The following is a 19144-nucleotide window of genomic DNA, read 5'->3' on the forward strand; positions in this document are numbered from 1 at the left end:
GGAAAAAAACATGCTCACTATCACCTACACCCACGAAGCCGGAACCATGATCGACGGCACCAGCCGAGGCGACGGAACCGCCGACGTCCTCAAGGCCGCCGGATGGCGCTGGGGCCGCAGCATCGGCGCCTGGTTCGTCCCCCAGTCCCGCGACCGCCTGCCCAAGCTGCACACGATCACCCGCACCAAGTCGGCACTTGAAGCTGCTGGGTTCGAGGTCGAAACCGAAATCGACAGCACCCACCGCACAACCGCCGACGTCGAGGCCGGGAAGATCGAGCGTCAGGCCGACCGGGTAGATGCTCTGGCCGCGAAGGCAGAGCGCAAGACCAGCGCCGAAGACGCCGCATGGGCCAACGCTCAGGCCGCACTCAACCGCCTGCCCGAGGGAGGCGAGCCGATCAAGGTGGGCCACCACTCCGAAGGCCGCCACCGCAACGCGATCGCCAAAGCAGATAAAGCCATGCGCAAGTCAGTCGAAGCCAGCGCCGACGCCACCACCGCCCAGGCCCGCGCCGATGCCGCAACCCTCACCACAGATGCCCGTTACCGCCCGGTCACCGTGGCCAACCGCATCCAGACGTTGGGCGCTGAGCTCCGCAAGCTCGAACGCCGCATAACCGCGCAGTGCTACGACGACACACGCGGTTACATCGACGCCACCGCCGAGCAGATGCAGGCCCGGGCGGCACGCCTCGCCCCGCACATCGACGAGAAGCGCGACCAGATCGCCTATTGGGAGGCCGTGCGCGCCGCCCAGGTCGAGAGCGGCAAGGCCACCGGTTACGACCGTTCCACCGTGAAGAAGGGCGACCGGGTGAAGATCCGCGGCCAGTGGCGCGAAGTCGTGCGCGCCAACCTCAAAACAGTCAGCGTCACTACCGGCTACACGTGGACCGATACCGCCCCGTATGCCGAGATTCAGCAGCTCGTGCGGCCCGAGTAATCGCGCCGCAGCGGCCGGCCCACCCTGGGCCGGCCGTGAGGGGGAACGCCCCCTCACACTCCCCCACCAGGTGAAGCCGGCACGGAGGCCGGATCCACGCGGACCCGGCTTCGCCGGCCTGACCCTGACAGAACTTTTCTTCCCTTGTCGGCCGGTCATCGTAGTTTGCTCCGTGCCTTCGTCACCCACAATCTCGCACGCGGTCGCAGGCTCCCTTATTCCGTGCGAGATTGCGTGCACTTCGGCACTCCCGCTCTCAATCGATTTCTCTTGCCAGCAAGGGCAGAAAAACGGTGGACGACTACACAACCACTGCCCAAGAGCCCGGACAACCCCGCGTTCACTCCCCCATCCAGGAAAGAGAATCCCATGACCAGCACCATCCGCAGCATCCAGATCCACCCCACCGGCACCATCACCACCCTCAACCCGGCCTCAGAGAGCGTCGGGACCGACTTGTGCCGGGCCATTGGATGCTCCATGTTCGACGTCGTCGGCCTCGCCAACAACATCGACCTATTCGTTGACGACGAAGGACTCATCAACGGATCACCCCTGAACCTCCCCGCCACGATCCTCGCCCACCACCTCGGCACCCCCGCCGTCCTCTTCGGCACCGCCATCGCCGTCAGCGTCACCTCCGACGGCGAAACCATCGGCCTCACCGACAACCAAATCGCCCGGATCCAGAAAACCCTCACCCAACGACCCGACGACGGCACCATCGACACCCTCATCGAGAGCCTCTCCCCATTCCCCACCGTGGTCAGCCTGCTCAACAACTGGTAACCAACATCCCCGCCGGGCTGGCCCAACCCGGGCCAGCCGGTGAGGGGTGATCCCCTCACACTCCCCCGCTGCCGGGCCCCGGCCCTTGTCGGTCTCAGAGCACACCGTTCCGCCGCTGTCTGTAATGGCAGTATTACGGGTATTAGCAGTATTGCGGCTAAAGGTGTCAATGATGGTAATGTCTTCTTTGGAGGTGATAGCAGTAAAAGCAGCATTGCCACTTATGCCATTAATGACAGCATTAACGGTATTGTCGCTATTGACGTCAAAAGAAATGAGAGTGTATGCCTCAGGCACTTGATCGCACCGCGTTGGAACGCGTAATCGCTGTCATCAACGGCAAGGGGGGAGTCTTGAAAACAACCCTCACTGCAAACATCGGTGGGATGCTCGCCAACAACGGTTACCGCGTTCTCCTCGTGGACCTCGACCCGCAAGGCAATCTCGCTGAAGACCTCGGTTACACCGACGACGACAGAGACGACACCGGCCGCGCATTGGCGCAAGCGCTCATGTTCGGCGGGGGAGCGGCGCCCATCAAAGAAGTGCGCCCGAACTTGGATGTCTTCGCCGGAGGACCCGCTCTGGACCAGGCCACGGCAGGGCTCTCCGCCAAGGCGAACAAGGACCCTGATGGCGCCAAGCTCGCCGTCGCCCACCTTCTAGCTCCGATCGCCGGCGACTACGACATGATCCTCATTGACTGCCCTCCCGGCGATGAGACCCTTCAGACGGCGGCAGTCGCTGCGGCCAGGTGGGCACTCGTGCCCGTGAAGAGTGACAAGTCCAGCCGGAAGGGGCTCGGTGCCGTCGCAGCACGCCTCGACGCTGTACTCGGGGTGAATCCGACACTCGACCTTCTTGGCGTCGTCCTCGTCGACGTCGGCACTTCAGCCCACGTCGTCCAACGAGAGGCTCGGGAACACATCGCTGAACTTTTCAATGCCGATCACAAGGTGGTTTTTACGGCCACGGTCCGACACAGCGAGGCAACCGCCCAGGCGACACGTGAACGGGGCCTCCTGGTTCACGAACTCGATGCCCAGGTGCGCAAAGGTCCGAAGTGGTTCGAGATCCTGCGAGGTGACGCTCAAGCGCAGGCCTTCGCACCACGCACGGCCTCATCGGTCGCTGACGACCTTCAAGCCATTACCCAAGAAGTGGTAGCCCGCATCACCGCGGCGGAGAAGCAGGAGGCCCTCGCATGAGCGACGACAGCACCCCCAGCCGGCAGATCGGCGGCCTGAGCCACCGCGCCGGAACTCCCGACTTGAGTCGCTTGCAGGCCAGAAACCGCCCTGACCCCACACCGCAGCCTGCTGCGCAACGGCCCAAGACTGTCGAGCCATCGCCGGCCCGAGCGTCTCAAAAGGCTGCCGCGCATGCGGGCGAACCGGCCACGAGGATGACCACATATTTGTCCGCCCAAACCCGAGATCGCGCGCGCGCAACATACCGGGCGACAAGCCACCTTGAGGGTGACAAGAGCTGGTCGGAGTTTGTCGAGCGAGCTATCCAGGCCGAAGTGGAACGTAGAGAGCGCCTTCACAACGCGGGGGAGCCATACGAAGGTGGCAGCTCGCCACTGCCCGTTGGACGACCTCTGAGCTAGACCGGTCCCCGTCACCCCAGGAGTAGGCGGTCCAGCCGGCCGCTGGGCAAGCTGCCTATTTCTGCTTGGGTTGTGCCGGCTGAGCTTCGGCGCGGTCGGCCCGGGTGTGTTGCTCGCGTTCGCTTGAGCGAGCCAGGTCCAGGTCGGCGCGCAGCTGGGTGAGCTGCTGCTCGAGAGCGCCCCGCACGTCAGTGACGCGCTGTTCGGCGTAGGAGCGTTCCCGGGCGGCCTCGGCTGTGGCGCTGTCGCGTTCGCTGGTGACCGTGGCCAGGCGTCCGGTGAGTACGAGTGCTTCCGCGCGGGCGCTCTCGCGTTCCACCCGGACCTGGTCGAGCAAGTCGCGAGTGGTTGCAGTGTCCGTCTCGGCACGCTCGGCACGCGCTGAAGCTGCGTCGGCTTTCGCGTCCGCGTCACGTGAGGCTGCCACGGCCTCGTCCTTGGCCACTGTGGCCGCAGTGAGGAGCTCCCGGGCCTCGGTGAGCTGTACGGTCGTTGTCGCGTTCTCGACGCTCAGGGCGGCGACCTGGTCCGTCAGGGCGGTAATCTCCGCGGCAGCGCGTGCGTTGTCCTCACCCGCGACGACCAGGTCGCTTTCCAGTGTGCCGGCGCGCTGCTCGAGCGCCGCGAGGACGTCGCGGAGTTCGTCGACCAGGGTGGCGGATTCCTCAGCTGCTGCGTCGGCTTCGGCGCGCTCGGCTTCGGCCTTACGTGTGGCGGTTTCTGCTCGGTTGGCGCGTGCGGCCGCGGAGGCGACCTGTTCGGCTGCGTCGGAGGTGACAGCCTCGATCTGCGCTTCGGCCGCGTCGGGATCCGCGACTGTCCGTAGCTCGTCGACGAGTACGACGAGCTGCTGCTGCAGGTGTTCGACCATCCCGGCGATCTGGGAGCGCAGCACGCTCGCGCGCTGACGCGCGGCATCGACGGGGAGCTTGTCGTCCTCGGCTGGGCGCTCGAGGCGCCCGGACTCGGCGCGGCGTGCCCGCCACGCGGCGGCACGGTTGTGGGCGGGGTTGATGCAATAGCCGGCGGGTCGGCCAACGCCAGGCGTGGCGTCGACGGGCTCGTCGCAGCCGGGGAAACCGCAGGTGCGCACGTCGGTGATCTCGGGGATGCTCATACCCATATCGTATCATCTATAACGCAATACGATAACGGAATACGAATAACGATAACAAAATACGAAATCGGTTCTCGTCGAGGAGGGCGCGGAGCCCACTGCGGCTGAGAATGCCCATCTCGATGTCAGCAATGGGCGGTTTCTGCTCATTTCGATGTCAGTGATTTGCTCATCTCGACGTCAGTGGATCGCGAGGGTCGTCCCAGTAGGCTCGTGGATCACCTTGGTGATCTGTGTCGGCGGAAGGGGTCGATGATGGGCGGACGAGACCTGGGGGAGCGTGGCCGGCTTCCTCGTGAGGCAGCGGTGCGGCGGCTGATGGCCTTGGACGGTGAGGGCCGGCTGACGACGGATGACGTGCGGCTGACGGCTGATGGGTTGGCCGTGTCGCAGCGAACCGTGTGGCGGTGGATTGAGCGGGCCCGAAGCAGCGCGGAACTCAACGCGGTGGCGCGTGACCATTTCGTTGTCACGGATCTGCTGCGGGAACGGCTCGCGTTCTGGCGCGGCAATGTCTCCGCCGTTCACCGCGAGCTCGTTGATGAGGCGCGGAGAACGGGGGCGGTAACGGTGAGCCGCCAGACTCTGCAGCGGGCCGTGGAACGCGACGTTCTGCGCGGAGACCGGGCGGGTTTGCGTGACGGCGAGCATGCCCGGCGTGGGCATGACGTTTTCCTGCAACGGCCGCGTCCGCACCGCAATGAGGCGTGGGAGTCCGATCATGTTGAGGCGCCCGTGGAGGTCGACGTCGAGGGCCGCCTGGTCAAACCATGGGTGACATGGTTCGTCGACGTCGGCACGAACGCCGTGTGTGGCACGGCCGTCACACCGGGCGTGCCGTCCAGGGAGAGCATCTTGGCGGCCCTGCGCGCGGCGATCACGCTCGAGGCGCCCTACGGGCCGCCGGGTGGGCTGCCCGAGAGGGTGCGGATAGACCGGGGGAAGGATTTCCTTTCCGACACTGTGCGCAGCGTGCTGGCGGGTTTCGCCGTGAGGGTCGTTCGTCTTCCCGCGTACACACCCCATCTGAAAGGCACGGTCGAAACGGTGAACGGCGCGGCCGCGCAGATGTTCTTCGCGGGTTTACCCCGCTACACCGGCGCTCAAAAGCTGGCCAATGGCCGATCGATCGATCCGGACGCGCCGGCGTTGACGTTCGAGGCGTTCGTCACCGAGTTGCTGGGCTGGGTGCGGTGGTGGAACACCGAGCATCCGATGCCTGTGCTGGAGGGCGTGACACCGCTGCAGGCGTGGCTGGATGACCCGACCCCGCTGACTACGGTGCCCACTGGTGACCTGCGGTTACTCACCTTGGAAGATGATGGGCGCACCCGCAAGATCACCACGAAGGGTGTCTCGTGGCGGGCACGCCAATACGTCGCCGCCTGGATGACCGGGCAGGTCGGACGCCAGGTGCGGCTGCGACATATGCCTCACCATGACCACGAGGTCGAGGTATTTGACGCCAGCACCGGCGAACACCTGGGTGCGGCGACTCTTGCTGACATGGCCAGCAGTGAGCAGATCGGTGAACTGCGCCGCACCCGCGAGGCGCGCCGTCGGCAACTGCAGGCAGACCTACGCAAGGCGGAGAAAGCCCGGCGGATCCGGTACGCAGCGGTGACCACCGCGGTGCCCCCTCAGCCGATCAGCACCGTCACCGTCGCGCAGGCCACAGCGGAACTATCCGACGCCGACGACCAGCAGCTTCAGGCCGTAGCCCGGCCGCTGCTGGTGCCGCTACGACCGCCGGCACCGGGGTGGGTCCTGCCCCGGCCGCCGCGTGAGAAGACTAACCGCGCCTTCGACGAGGACAGCGGCGGGGAGGAAAGACGATGAGTACATGGGCGGATATCGATGAGCTCGACGACCACTATCTCGGCCTGCCGGGGGCGAACGTCGTCGCGACCGAGGCCTTGCTGATGCTGCAGGACAACCTGGCCGACGTCATGGCAGCCAAGGCGATGATGTGTGTGCACGGCGACGCCGGGTTGGGCAAAACCCTGTCGGTCAACACGTCCCTGCGGGCGCTGGCGCCGGCCGACGTGTGCCGGGTGCAATTCCGGGCCCGGCCCACCCCACGTGACATCCGCCACGTCCTATTCGAGGCCCTCGGAATCGGCGGTACACCGCCTTAACGACCGATCGAGTTCGACGCCCTCCTCAAAGACGTCTTGTCCGAACGGTTCCGGGTGCTTGTATGTGATGAAGCGCAGTGGCTCTCACGAGAGTGCTTTGAGCTGTGGCGGCACCTGTGGGATGACCGACGCACCGACATCGCGATCGTTTTCGTCGGCGGCGGCGACTGCTACCAGGTGCTGCGCCGCGAACCGATGCTTTCCAGCCGGGTCTACGTCTGGCAAGAGTTCCGGCGCCTCACCCGCGAGCAAGTGTTGGCTGTGATCCCCGCCTACCACCGAGTCTGGGCCGACGCTGACCCGGAAGACATCATCTACACCGACGGGCACGCAGCACACGGCAACTTCCGGGCCTGGTCAAAGATCACCGCGCACCTGGTGACCGCGCTGGAGCGTCTGGAACGGGAACGTCCCAACCGAGAGGTCCTCCAGTGGGTCTTTGGCCGATTGGGCGGCAGCGGTGGGTGAGACTGCCAACCACCCAGATACAACCGCGCCGGTTCGCATTCTGATGGACCCCACGGATGACGTCCGGGTGACGGTGAGCCTGTTGGAGCGCCACGACCCAGCCCGCGGCCTCGTCGTGGTGCATCTCCCACGCCCGCTGCCATCAGCCCCACGACCTTCGCTTACGACGTCCTGGTCGCCCTCGAACGGCCGGTGACCCGGTTTAGGGCCGAGCATCTGACCGGAGTCGTACGGCCCTGGCAGGCCGTGGCCGTATGGATGGTCGCCGAGCACGTCACCGAGCTGATCGTGCTTCGCGCCGACCGGCTTCCAGCTGGCACCTGGAATCGCCTGATCGGGCTGTGCCGGCACACCGGAACCCGCCTGATGCTGGTCTGCCACACCCGACAGACCCCGGACCCCCTCGACGCGGTGCTGACCGGAATTTGTCACCGGGTGCTCACCGACTTGCCCGAGCCCCTTGCCCTGCACGACCCGGCCGATCTGACACGGGTCATAGAGGAGTCGCAGCCTGGCCGCCGGGACACCGACGAGCTGCCGGCGCTGCCCGCCGCCGGCGTGGCACACTTCCGGGCCGAGGCGTACCGCCAGCTCGATCCCGCAGCTTTCGCACGGGACGATGCTGCCTACCAGCACGGTCAACAGACCGCCGATGACTGGTTGATCAGCCCCGCACCCGAGGAAGTCTGGAATGGGACGGAGCACGTGCAACGGTTCCTCACCGCACTGGTACACGACAGCCCGACCCGCGCACACACCCTCGCCCGGCTGCGCGGGGCCCAAACCGCGTTCTTGGCACACGGGCTACTGCTGGGTCTTCCCCCGGCGCGCGATCTCATGGACGTCCTAAGCGGGCCGGGGCTGAACGCTCTGCCGGTCAGCCCGGACGTCCTGCAGAGGATCCGAACCGGTGTGGCCCACCCGATGGTCGCCGCAGGGGTTGTCACCGCACTGTTTAGCGGCATATCCCCGCAGGTGATGAGCTACACAGTCCTAGCCGACCAGCCCCCAGACCTCGCTGCTCTCCGACTGGTATGGCGGGCTCCGGCCACCAAAACGGCACCGAACCTGGTCGCTCAGACGGCACCGACAGTATCAACCTGGGCTGTTTTCCACGTTCCGGTCGCGGCGCGCCCGCTTCTACATGCCGCCGCGGACTTCGCCATGCGACAACAACCCACGGACGCCCGCCAACGGCTAATCGAACCGCCGGCGGCGACGAAGAAACGGATCCAGGCCGCAGCAGCCCACTGCCAGATCGCGCTTCCAAGTGCGCCACCCACACTCGAGGCCGCCTGGCAGATCAGAGTCACTTGCACCCAGATCGACGCCCCAACCATTCGCCCCGCCGCTTCATACCCAGCAGGACAATCGCCGATGTCACGGTTCCTCGGCCAGCCCCGCACGCCGGTGTCGACCCGCCACGCTCCCGCCAAGAAACCGACGGCGAACGACCAGGCCCACGACCGGTGGCACGGTCGACGGCCCCTGACCGCGGACACCGCCGCCAGTGTCCTCCACCTGATCCACGCCCACCTGGGCGACATCGCGCCCCACGGCCAGCATGGACGCCCCGCGGGACACAGCTGGCCACTGATCCGCCGCCAGCTCGCTCACTACCCGCGAGACCAAGACGGGAACCCCACCACCCTGGAACCCCACCCAGACGTCCTATACGCCCTGGGCCTCACCGATCACCCAGCCCAGAACCTCCGCGAACGAACGTACGCGAGACATGAAGATCAGTAGCCCCTCCAACAGCTGGTCCTACCCTGCACGTGAGACGCCGGCCTGTTACTGACAGCCAAATGAGCAATCTACTGACATTGAGATGAGCATTCTCAGATCCTCAATTCGACCAGTTCATCCCATCATCATCCGCCCTTCCCCAGGCCAAGCGGTCAAGCGAGGCCGAGGAATCCTTTCGCAAGCTCGACTAGGGAGCCAGCCACAACGTCGCTGGCGACAGCCGAACTGAGCGTGATTGAGCCCCTCCTGACTCGTTCGAGAAAATGCTTCACCGCTGGCCCATCGACGCTCCGATCCGTTTCGACCGCTGTTGCGAACTCGTGGGCTGCGTCTGCAGTCAATCCGAGATCTTCCGCTTCTGACCTCAAGGCGGCCACGTCACCCACCGTCACGGAGCTGTGCTGCCGAACGGTCTCGCTACCAATTGCTACGTTCGTGCCGTGCCCAGTGATGTTGTTCGTGATGTTGTTAACAGTCCGAGCGAGAGACGGTTCGGAATTCACCGTCGGCCCATCTACGGAGCCAGCGGCTGGGAAATCACTTTGAAGCTCGAGCGCGAAATCTAGGACGCGGGTCTTTACTGTGTCGATGAGTCCATGAATTCGCTGGCGAGGGATCACGTTGTGCGCGCTGAAGAGAACATGCATGTTCATGCGGAAGAAGCCGTCCCGCTCGTACTTCTGGACAAGCCATGCCGGCCACTCGCGCACTGCGTCGCTCTCGGCACTGGCGAAGCTCTCCAGCTCTGAAATCGGCTGCCTTATCTCGACGCTGAACCATTCGAGGAAATCGTCACTTGCTCTTTGCAGGTTGTGTCGTATCTCCGACCGAGCTGGCCCCGCGAAGATCCCAAGCACTGAGGTGGCTTGAACACGGTAGTCCGGAAGCTCGCCATCGTCGGGATACCCGGAGAGTTCATGCTGCGCCCATGTAGAGATCTCGATTGCACCGAGGCGATGTGCCGCTACTCGTACCATCCGCAGTAGATCTGACGTGGAACGCGACTCACCCGTGCTCGCGTCAATGATTTCATCCAGCAGTGTCATGGCTTCAAGCTAGCGGTCGGCGGCACCTCCCGAAAACGATCGTTTGTGGGCACCCAGGACGCCGTTTCATCGATCGGTAAGAGAGCGCGGAGTCCACTGCGGCTGACAACGCCCATCTTGATGCCAGTAATCGGCGGCCTGTGCACTTCCGTTCCGCCGGGAAGCACCCCAATCTCCGAGGCGGGTGTGACGCACAACTCTCGGAAGAGCGGTTGGGAGCGCGCCATCTGGGCGGATACTAACGGCCAGGTGCAGGTCGCGGAGGCCGGCACCCGTGATCTTGTTCTGCGCCATGATGGAACTGTTGCCCAAGCATCCGTCGGTTACTTTGGGCGCACGACCAGGGGAGAAACATGCTCGATGATGGGGTGGCCGCAATCGTGGCCCAGTTCGGCATCGAGATGAAGCAGCGCTTGGCCGGGGTCGGCGAGCCGGAGGAGGCGCTGCGCACCCCAATCGATCATCTGATGACGGCCATCGGGGCACTCATCGGCAAGACGACCATTCTCGACGGCGAAACCCACCTCAGCGAGATCAGTTCCCGCCCGGACTTCGCGGTGCGCGTCAAGGGTGCGGTGGTCGGCTACATCGAGGTGAAACAAGCGGGTCTAAGCCTCGATCCATCATCTTTCAGCGGCCACAACAAAGACCAGTGGAACCGTCTGAAAGACCTTCCGAACCTCATCTACACAAACGGCACCGAGTGGCGTCTGTACCGGGCTGAAGACGAGCCCGCCCTGGTCGCCCAGCTCCTCGGCGGCCCAACCGTTCTTGCCGGCGCCGATCTCACGCCGGATACGACCTTCAGCCAACTCGTCATCGACTTCCTCAACTGGATCCCGGTTCCGATCCGCACCGTGCCAAAGCTCGTGCGCACGGTCGCCCCGATCACCCGGATGTTGCGCACCAAGGTGCTGGAGCAACTGATCATCGAGCACGCCAACGTGAAGAAGGGCGAGTTGGTCAGCAAACAGATTTTCCTCGGTCTCGCTGGCGACTGGCGCAAGCTACTCTTCCCGGATGCCTCAGACGAAGTCTTCGCAGATGGCTATGCCCAGACGGTGACGTTCGCCCTGCTGCTAGCCCGCACCGAGAAGATCGATCTGGAGGCAACGAGCCTGCACGAGGTCGGCCAGAAGCTCGGCACAGACCACTCACTCATGGGCAAGGCGTTGCAACTCCTCACCCAGGATGTCGTTGGTGACTTCGTCCCGACCATCGACCTGCTAAGGCGGGTAATCGGCGCCGTGAACTGGGATGCGGTGCGCAAGAACAAGGACACCTACCTGCACCTATACGAGAATTTCCTCACCGAGTACGACCCTGCGCTGCGCAGGGCGACTGGCACCTACTACACGCCGCACGAGGTCGTCGACCAGATGGTGCGTCTGGCCGAGGAGGCCCTGGTTACGAAACTCGGCAAGCCGAGGGGCTTTCTTGACCCGAGCGTCACCACTATCGACCCCGCGATGGGTACCGGAACTTTCCTGCACTCGATCATCGAGCACGTCGCTGAGAACGTGGCGAAGTCTGAGGGTCCCGGCGCCGTGCCCGGAACAATCACCGAGCTGGCCTCCCGGCTGATTGGGTTCGAGTTGCAGCTCGGCTCGTACGCCGTCGCAGAGTTGCGCACCACGGACCTCCTGAAGAGCTACGACGCCAATCCGCCGACAGAAGGCATGCGGATGTTTGTGGCCGACACCCTCTCTGATCCCCACGCGGCCGAAGCGCAGCTCGGTTCTGGCCTCGGCGCGATCTCCGAGAGCAAGCGTCGGGCGAACAAGATCAAGACGGATGTTCCGGTCACCGTGGTGATCGGAAACCCGCCCTACGGCGACAAGGCCGAGGGTATGGGTGGCTGGGTTGAGAAGGGGGCGTCGGGGCTGCTGGCTCCGTTGGATGCTTTTCGGCTCGAGGGCAACGGGCTCACGGAATATGTGCTCAAGAACCTGTACATCTACTTCTGGCGTTGGGCCACTTGGAAAGTGTTTGAGTCCATTCCGGAAGATCAGGCAGGCGTCATCTGTTTCATTTCGACCGCGGGGTATCTACGTGGACCTGGATTCAAAGGGATGCGAGAGTATCTGCGGCGCGAGGCTGACGAAGGGTGGATTATCGACCTGACGCCGGAAGGGCAGACGCCTGACGTACCGACACGAATATTTCCCGGGGTGCGGCAACCGTTAGCAATCGGCATCTTTGTCAGGAAGACCGTCACCGATGTGAGCCGCCCGGCAAGCATCTGGTATCAATCCCTTGAGGGTCGGCAGTCAGAGAAGTTTGAGCTGCTCAAAGGAGTGACGCTCTCGAGTGGCTGGCTGCCTACACGAGAAGGATGGAGCGAACCCCTAACTCCGAGTGGAGGTGACTGGGATAGCTGGGCTGGCATGAGTGACGTGTTCCCTTGGGTAAGTCCGGGCACGCAGCCGGGTCACACATGGGTCTACTCCCCGTTGCGAGCTACGCTCCAACAGCGCTGGGGAGAGGTTGTGACAGAGACAAACCCCATCCGCAAAGCAGAATTGTTCAAGGAAACGCGCGATTCGACGCTGCGAGCCGTCAAGCGACCGCTTGGGGGCCCCGATGTTCTTGCGTCAACTCACCCATTCCTTGATGAGGAGACGCTCAGCCCGACCTTTGTCCGGGTCGCAATTCGTTCATTTGACCGCCAATGGGTTCTGTCAGATGCGCGGCTCTTTCATGCTCCCGCTCCCGATCTGTGGCACGGGAGATCGGCCGCTCAAATCTTCACGACTGAGCAGCATGCGCACGAGCTGAAGGACGGTCCTGGGCTAACCTTTCTGTCGGTTGTTCCTGATAAGCACCATTTCAACGGCCGGGGAGGACGCGCCCTCCCGCTGCTGCACCCGGACGGAACCCCGAACCTAGCGCCGGGACTGCTCGAGGCACTCGCAGCATCTCTCGATCAAGAAATCGGCCACCAAGACGTGCTGGCATACATCGCCGGCGTGCTGTCGCATCCGGCATTCACTGCCACGTTCGAAGAGGAGCTCACGACGCCGGGAGTGCGGGTTCCGATCACGAAAGACCCGATATTGTGGCAGCGCGCCGTCGAACTTGGACGCGAGGTCGTTTGGTTGCACACCTACGGGGAGTCGTTTGTTGACCACACTGACGGTCGCGAAGAGGGCAACGTCCGCTCCAACTGGCCGGTCGAACTGCAGCCGCTCAGCCTGGAGGGCGTCAGAGAACTGCCGATCAAGCACTTCTACGATGAAGCGAATCACTCCATCTATTTCACGGGGGAGGACGGCTCCCGCAACGGCGTCTGGGGTCCGGTCGACAAGGCAACGTTCGACTACACGGTCGGTGGCATGAACGTGATCGGTAGTTGGTTCAAGTACCGCAAGAAGAACCCGGGTGGAAAGAAGACGAGCCCGCTCGATGACATCCACGTGACCGAGTGGCCGCACGAGTGGAGCCTCGAGTTCACCGAACTCCTAACAGTGCTCATGCGACTCGTCTCGCTCGAGCCGGCGCAGGCCGCGCTTTTGGAGGAGATCTTGGCCGGTGAGGTGAGCACGATGGCCGAGCTGAAGGATTCCGGGGTCAAATGGCCGCAGTCTCGCGACGACCGCAGGCCGCGCCGCAAGCCAGTCGAAAGCGATTCGTCGCAGCTCGACATCCCTGATGAATAAGGCCTCCGTCATGTATCGGCCCGTAGATCCGACCTCGTCTGTCACCAGAGGCCGATATGTGCGGCTCGGTAATCCCTGTTGGCTTCTACCGTGTCTCGTCGAACCTGCTGATAGATCGGTTCTTAGAACCAGTGCCCGGACGCATTCGAGATGTCCGGTTGAGGTACACCCAAACTGGGCGCTAACTCGTTGGTTGAAGACTGTCAGTTGGGGATCCAATTTCGACCTCACAGCATCGCCGAGTGCCGGGTCTAAGCGTTCAACCTGACAGAAGTCTCTCGCGCAGGCTAGACCACGCCTGAGGCCCCGAGCAGAACGCCGATCCCGTACGTGGCGGCGAGGGCAAGCGCGCCGCCGATCACGACGCGCAGGGTGGCCCGCCGTGGCGAGCTGCCGCCGATGCGAGCGGAGAGGGCGCCGGTGGCCGCGAGGGCGAGCAGTACCGCCACAAAGGTGACCGGCACCCGCCACCCCTCCGGGGGCAACAGGATGGCCAACATCGGCAGGATGCCGCCGATCGTGAATGCGGCGGCGGAGGCGGCCGCGGCGTGCCAAGGGCTCACCACATCGGTCTGGTCGATGTTGAGCTCGGCCGAGAGGTGGGCGGCGAGGGCGTCGTGCTCGGTGAGTTCCACGGCCACCTGCCGGGCGGTCGTCTCGGTCAGTCCCTTGGCCAGGTAGAGGGCGGCGAGTTCATCGAGTTCTTCGGCCGGCATCTCCTGCAGTTCCCGCCGTTCGGTGGCGATCATCGCCCGTTCGCTGTCGCTCTGACTGCTCACCGAGACGTATTCGCCGAGGGCCATCGAGATCGCCCCGCCCACGAGGCCGGCGAGGCCGGCCGTGAGGATCGGGGCGGTGGCGGTAGTCGCTCCCGCGACGCCCACCACGATCGCGGCGACCGAGACGATGCCGTCGTTGGCGCCGAGCACGCCGGCGCGCAGCCAGTTGAGCCGCTGTGCCACCCCGTCGCGGTGCGGCTCGTCGGGATGAAAACGGGGCACGTTCGAATAACCCTCTGCAGACATACCCCCACTCAAGCACTGAACCGGTGAACAGTGACCTGCCGACGACGACAGCCCGGACGAGCGGCTAAGAATCCTGGAAGAAACGGGCGGGATCCTAGGAAGAGTCAGCACCAGTCCTCTCCCAGAATCGAGTCTCGATGTCGCTCCGCACGGCACCATTCGACACCATCGACGGAGCGCGCCCGCCCGCGAGCGCGTCATCCGCACCCGTCGCCGGTAATTTCTCGGATGCGCTCACCGCTGTGCCGCTCTGGATCGCTTTCATCCTCGGCCGGCGCGCCGCATCCTGCCGCTACACCTTCGGGTTGGGCAGGGCCGAGGACCTCGCCGGACTTTTCATCGTCATGGTTGTCGCACTGTCCGCCGTGGTCGCGGCCTGGCAGTCGATCGCGCGCCTTCTCGACCCACATCCGCTCGAGAATCTCTGGTGGGTCGTAGCCGCCGGCATCATCGGTTTTGCGGGCAACGAGGCCGTCGCGGTCTACCGCATCCGAGTGGGTCAGCGAATAGGCTCGGCGGCGTTGGTCGCTGACGGCGTCCATGCCCGGACCGACGGCTTCACTTACCTCGCGGTGGTCGCCGGCGCCATCGGTGCCATGCTCGGATTCCCTTTGGCCGACCCAATCGTCGGCATTCTCATCTCCGGTGCGATCATCGTGCTGCTCTTGGGCACCGTACGGAGCATTGGTCGGCGGCTTTTAGACGGCATCGAACCCGAACTGGTTGATCGTGCCAGGGGTGTCCTGCTCGCAGTGTCGGGCATCACGGCAGTCGATCGACTGCAGCTGCGCTGGGTGGGTCACCGACTCCAGGGCACCGCGATCGTTGCGATTAATGCGACAACGACAGCCGCAGCCGCATCCATCGTTCACGATGCGCAGCACGCGCTGGAACACGCGCTGCCCAACCTCGACGACTTCCTCATCGCTCAACACGCCCACAGCGCCGATTAGTAGACGGCGGTTCCATGACGTGGTCCCTCCTAAATTAGGCTTTCGTCACCAGACAGCTCCTGTGGAACTCGAGCTCGAGCGGATTGCTGCCCATCAGCTCAACCGCGACGATGTCCGGCCGGCGCGCACCGCTACCTCTCTGGGGTGTGCCAATTGATAACCCATCGAACGGCACACACATTTGAGCGCCCAAGAGCCGCGCTCTCGCACCGGCACACCGAAGTGCACCGGTACGGGGAGCGCTCCTTCTTGGGTTTAGCTAGCGTTTAGAAGGCCTGTCATGACCTTGATCTCGGCGGTCTGGCTCGTGATGATGTTCCTGGCCAGCGTCACCGCGTCAGGACTTTGGCCGTCTTCGACTTCGTCCGTGGCCATGTCAATGGCGCCTTCGTGATGTTGAATCATTTGGTCCAAGAAGATGCGTCCCGCGTCGGCGCCGGTGGCTGATTCCAGCTCGGACATATCGCCGTCCGACATCATGCCATTTCCGTGATCCATGTCATCCATCATGTCGTTCGGGTCTCCGACCCCCCAGACATCGAGCCAGCCTTCCATCTGGGTTATCTCGGGTTGCTGAGCGTCTTTGATCTTCTGCGCAAGTGCGGTGATCTGAGAGTCGATGCCGCTCTTGTTGATGACCATGTCCGCCATCTCCACGGCCTGCTGGTGATGGGGAATCATCATCATGGTGAACATGACATCAGCGTTGTTGTGTGCGTCCGACGGGGACGGCGACGAAGCAGCGCCAGGGCTGGATGATTCGTTCTGCCCCATGCCGTTGCCGGGCATGGCTGGCGTGGTTGTGCAGCCTGCGAGCAGGGCCGTTGCGATGGCTGCGGTCGTTGCGAGCGCGATAGTGCGAGTAGTCATTGTTCTTCTCTTTCGATCAGGTCGTAGTGCGGTCCGAGTGATGTGCTGGATGAGCTGGGGATGCACATCAGACCCGACTGATCGACAAGATGATGAGAGATGGAGGCGGTAAGGAGAATGACCAGCCCGGCGAGCTGGATCGGACGATGGCACGAGCACCCGGGGGAGCGAGCGGTCGGTTCATCGCTGCAGTGACGGGAGCTAGGAGCGCTGTGATGCTCAGGAGGGCCAGGACGCACTCGAGCATTGTCATAGACCATGGCGTGGAGTTCGATGCGATGTCGCCATCCCCTGTAGAGGTAGCGTCGTCAAGCGGGTGGGCGTTATGACTCATGCTTTGCATCGGGGAGCCCACATCGTGGTCAACGTTGATGGTGTGCATCGCGAGTAGTCCGCCGATTATCGCGACGGCGAGGGCAAACGTGGTCGCGTACGCGCGCCAGACGGGAGACCGCGGCGCAGATACCAACAAGTTCTCCTCTGTCGTCAACACGGCCACCTCCCTGTTGGGCACACTACCCGAGAAGCCCGGATACCCCCTGGGTGTATAGAGACCGTCGGGCACCGATCTCGGCCGGATCGAAGAGACCAGAACGCGAAAGCGACGCGATCTGGCGCACGCCACCACCACCGCCACGATGGGGCCACCGCGCCGAAACTGGGATTCTTCCGCGCCAGGTCTTTAGTCACTGCGGCGGCCGAACCGATGCGCCCACGCTAGAAGAGTGCTTCCATCAAAGACTGCAGCAAGTTTCGCTGCGCTGATTCTGCTCGTATCCCTTACCGCCTGCGCCGGTGCAGGTGAGACGTATAGCGCCTCGACCAGTACCGGCTCATCCGCCGGTCTCGGCGTTGATGCCGACGCGATGCTCGCGAAATACGACATCAAGGCACCGGACTCCGCGACCGACCTCATCGAGCAGCTCCAGGCGCAGCCACTCGCAGACCGCCCGGACGGTTTGATGGCCTCCGTGCGAGTCAACGAACTCCTCCTTGTCAGCGGAGACGACCAAGCCGGCCCTGAAGCGCTCCGGATTTACTTCAGGGCGTCTTTGACGTTCTTACCGGCCTGCTTGAGACTGCCTTAGCGTGATCGGCTTTGCCCTCTGCTTCGAGCTCGGGATTGTCGGATACCTTCCCAACAGCTTCCTTGCCTGTGCCCGCGACTTTCTCGGTCGCGTTCTTGATTTTGTCCGTACCACTCATGGTCGGTTTCCTTTCAGTTCAATCGAGCATTCAAATGAGCGTCTTCGGCCCTACTCTTTCTGATTGGGAACGCCAGTTGTCGCAGGTTAGGGTGCGAGACCGAGTTGTTCGAGCATGCCCTGCTGGTCGCTGCTACCCCACCGCTCGACAAGTTTCCCGTTCTCGAACCGGCTGATTTGCATGCCACGAACGGACATCGTTTTCCCGCTAGCGGAGTGGCCCATCAGGGGGCCTTGGTGGGTGCCGGTGAGGGTATACGCGAATGCGACGTCGGTGTCGTTTGCGACTAGGCGCTCGACTTCGAGGTGCAGGTCTGGAAAAGCGGCAATCATCTCGCCGAAGAACGCTTTATAGCCGGCGGGGCCTGGGCCTTGACCGGGGGCAGGGTCATTATCGACTGCGTCTTCGGCCACGAGGTCATCGAGAAGGTCAAGTTTTCCGCGGTTCACGGCGTCACCGAACTTCTGTTGGGCGGCGATATTTACTTCTTGACTCATGTGTTTGCTCTCTTCTTAGGAGTGACCGTGGATGGATTTGTGTGTGAATGTTAGCTCGCAGCGGCTAGCGCCAGTACGCCATCTCGTGAGCAACGGTGTGACGAGATCGAGCGAGTAGTCCGCGCACTGTTGATACTGGAACCCCGAGTTTGCCCGCGATCACCGCGTAACTGAAGCCCGAGCACCCACGCATCAGCCATGCGCGCCGCTGATTGGCCGGCAGACTAGCCAGCACCTTTGACAGCGCATCGCGTTGCAAGATTGATTCCACAAACTGAAAAGGCCCGATACGGAGGGTCTCGGGTGTGTTGTCATCAAGCGGGAAAGTAGACGAAGGGCGCATTCGCAGCCGATCCATGCTCTTGTTCCGCACAACCCGCATCAACCAGGACTTCAAACAATTGCCGTCATTCAATGTCGATAGCTTTTGCCAAGCGGTAATACACGACTCCTGCACGACGTCGTCGGCTTCAGCACTGGAGCCGAGTATCCGCAGAGCGCAACACCGCATCAGAGGTCGATGCCGGCGCACCAGGATCGCAAAGGCAGTTTCGTTTCCCGCGACAGCGTAGTTGACAAGAACAACATCAGTGTTGCTCTTAAATTGCAGCGTGCCAACGTCGTGGAATGACACCACGTCCTCGCCGGCCAGGGCGCGCGTGGCAGAGTGCGGCCGTGCTGGGCGGCGATCCAAACTATTCATCGGATCCCGCACAGCAGCGATCGCGGTCATGCGCTCACCAGCCTGGTGGATCCGGACTCTGCCCGTGGCGGCAAATGCGTGACCACACCGCGAAGCGCTGAGAAGGTGCTCCAGCGAATACCGCCGCCGATTTCCATCACTTCGAAACTCTCGTTTCGTTGCTCCACACAGCCGAGGAGTCCCTCAAATTTGCCTATTCGAGGCTCGCTACGTACCAACCAGGCGTAAGTCGAAACCTGTGTGATTGACATGCAGTGACTGCAGCAGTTGTTCGCCGCGTCTTGGGTTGGGTCGGCAGAAGTCGTGCTTCTGGATGCGTCCTCGATGCCTGGGTGAAGCCGACTATCAAGCATTTATGCTCCTCGG

The 19144-nt window shown here is 63.4% G+C and carries 16 protein-coding genes and 1 pseudogene; 10 read left to right on the top strand and 7 right to left on the bottom strand.

Going from position 1 to position 19144, the window contains the following annotated elements; all coding sequences use genetic code 11:
• Positions 1 to 10 precede the first annotated feature (10 nt).
• The 4 genes from E3T61_RS19975 (at position 11) to E3T61_RS22735 (ending at position 3347) form a co-directional block, all read left to right on the top strand.
• Positions 11 to 946, top strand: a complete 936-nt coding sequence (locus E3T61_RS19975) for a DUF3560 domain-containing protein (protein ID WP_134642589.1) — start codon at positions 11 to 13, stop codon at positions 944 to 946.
• Between the two features lie 369 nt (positions 947 to 1315).
• On the top strand, positions 1316 to 1735 hold the full coding sequence (locus E3T61_RS19980) for a DUF3846 domain-containing protein (RefSeq protein ID WP_134642590.1): 420 nt from the start codon (positions 1316 to 1318) through the stop codon (positions 1733 to 1735).
• 284 nt (positions 1736 to 2019) lie between these two features.
• Complete coding sequence (locus E3T61_RS19985) at positions 2020 to 2943, top strand: ParA family protein (protein ID WP_134642591.1); 924 nt, start codon at positions 2020 to 2022, stop codon at positions 2941 to 2943.
• A 197-nt stretch (positions 2944 to 3140) separates the two neighbouring features.
• On the top strand, positions 3141 to 3347 hold the full coding sequence (locus E3T61_RS22735) for a ParB family protein (protein WP_420898507.1): 207 nt from the start codon (positions 3141 to 3143) through the stop codon (positions 3345 to 3347).
• Positions 3348 to 3402: 55 nt separating this feature from the next.
• Here the strand turns inward: E3T61_RS22735 and E3T61_RS19990 are convergent, their stop codons facing one another.
• Positions 3403 to 4464: a coiled-coil domain-containing protein gene (locus E3T61_RS19990; RefSeq protein ID WP_134642592.1), complete on the bottom strand. Its 1062-nt coding sequence runs from the start codon at positions 4462 to 4464 to the stop codon at positions 3403 to 3405.
• Between the two features lie 306 nt (positions 4465 to 4770).
• Between E3T61_RS19990 and E3T61_RS19995 the strand changes: the two genes are divergently transcribed.
• The 3 genes and pseudogenes from E3T61_RS19995 (at position 4771) to E3T61_RS20010 (ending at position 8819) form a co-directional block, all read left to right on the top strand.
• Complete coding sequence (locus E3T61_RS19995; protein WP_241992712.1) at positions 4771 to 6303, top strand: Mu transposase C-terminal domain-containing protein; 1533 nt, start codon at positions 4771 to 4773, stop codon at positions 6301 to 6303.
• 128 nt (positions 6304 to 6431) lie between these two features.
• Positions 6432 to 7070, top strand: a pseudogene (locus tag E3T61_RS22190) (AAA family ATPase).
• Positions 7071 to 7262: 192 nt separating this feature from the next.
• Positions 7263 to 8819 carry a hypothetical protein gene (locus tag E3T61_RS20010; protein WP_134642595.1) on the top strand — a complete coding sequence of 519 codons (1557 nt, stop codon included), beginning with the start codon at positions 7263 to 7265 and terminating at the stop codon, positions 8817 to 8819.
• 152 nt (positions 8820 to 8971) lie between these two features.
• On the opposite strand, the gene E3T61_RS20015 is transcribed toward E3T61_RS20010, so the two are convergent.
• A complete protein-coding gene (locus E3T61_RS20015) occupies positions 8972 to 9865 on the bottom strand; it encodes an AbiTii domain-containing protein (RefSeq protein WP_134642596.1) in 894 nt (297 codons plus the stop codon).
• A gap of 353 nt (positions 9866 to 10218) precedes the next feature.
• Here E3T61_RS20015 and E3T61_RS20020 point away from each other — a divergent pair, with 353 nt between their 5' ends.
• A complete protein-coding gene (locus tag E3T61_RS20020; RefSeq protein ID WP_198418736.1) occupies positions 10219 to 13524 on the top strand; it encodes a type ISP restriction/modification enzyme in 3306 nt (1101 codons plus the stop codon).
• Positions 13525 to 13811: 287 nt separating this feature from the next.
• Here the strand turns inward: E3T61_RS20020 and E3T61_RS20025 are convergent, their stop codons facing one another.
• A complete protein-coding gene (locus E3T61_RS20025) occupies positions 13812 to 14549 on the bottom strand; it encodes a VIT1/CCC1 transporter family protein (protein WP_134642597.1) in 738 nt (245 codons plus the stop codon).
• 137 nt (positions 14550 to 14686) lie between these two features.
• Here E3T61_RS20025 and E3T61_RS20030 point away from each other — a divergent pair, with 137 nt between their 5' ends.
• Complete coding sequence (locus E3T61_RS20030; protein ID WP_134642598.1) at positions 14687 to 15502, top strand: cation diffusion facilitator family transporter; 816 nt, start codon at positions 14687 to 14689, stop codon at positions 15500 to 15502.
• A 255-nt stretch (positions 15503 to 15757) separates the two neighbouring features.
• Here E3T61_RS20030 and E3T61_RS20035 read toward each other — a convergent pair whose 3' ends face one another.
• Positions 15758 to 16372 carry a DUF305 domain-containing protein gene (locus E3T61_RS20035; protein ID WP_134642599.1) on the bottom strand — a complete coding sequence of 205 codons (615 nt, stop codon included), beginning with the start codon at positions 16370 to 16372 and terminating at the stop codon, positions 15758 to 15760.
• Positions 16373 to 17097: 725 nt separating this feature from the next.
• On the opposite strand from E3T61_RS20035, the gene E3T61_RS22605 reads away from it, so the two are divergent.
• Positions 17098 to 17460, top strand: coding sequence for a hypothetical protein (locus E3T61_RS22605; RefSeq protein ID WP_338145549.1), 363 nt, complete (start codon positions 17098 to 17100; stop codon positions 17458 to 17460).
• Here the strand turns inward: E3T61_RS22605 and E3T61_RS20040 are convergent.
• From E3T61_RS20040 to E3T61_RS20050, 3 genes are all read right to left on the bottom strand, one after another.
• Positions 17414 to 17578, bottom strand: coding sequence for a CsbD family protein (locus E3T61_RS20040; RefSeq protein ID WP_338145548.1), 165 nt, complete (start codon positions 17576 to 17578; stop codon positions 17414 to 17416). The genes E3T61_RS22605 and E3T61_RS20040 overlap by 47 nt on opposite strands.
• Positions 17579 to 17664: 86 nt before the next feature.
• Positions 17665 to 18075, bottom strand: coding sequence for an ester cyclase (locus tag E3T61_RS20045; protein WP_134642600.1), 411 nt, complete (start codon positions 18073 to 18075; stop codon positions 17665 to 17667).
• A 64-nt stretch (positions 18076 to 18139) separates the two neighbouring features.
• On the bottom strand, positions 18140 to 18808 hold the full coding sequence (locus E3T61_RS20050) for an RNA polymerase sigma factor (protein ID WP_134642601.1): 669 nt from the start codon (positions 18806 to 18808) through the stop codon (positions 18140 to 18142).
• Positions 18809 to 19144: the final 336 nt, after the last annotated feature.

It is taken from the genome of Cryobacterium lactosi, assembly GCF_004403945.1.
Taxonomy (GTDB): Bacteria; Actinomycetota; Actinomycetes; order Actinomycetales; family Microbacteriaceae; genus Cryobacterium; species Cryobacterium lactosi.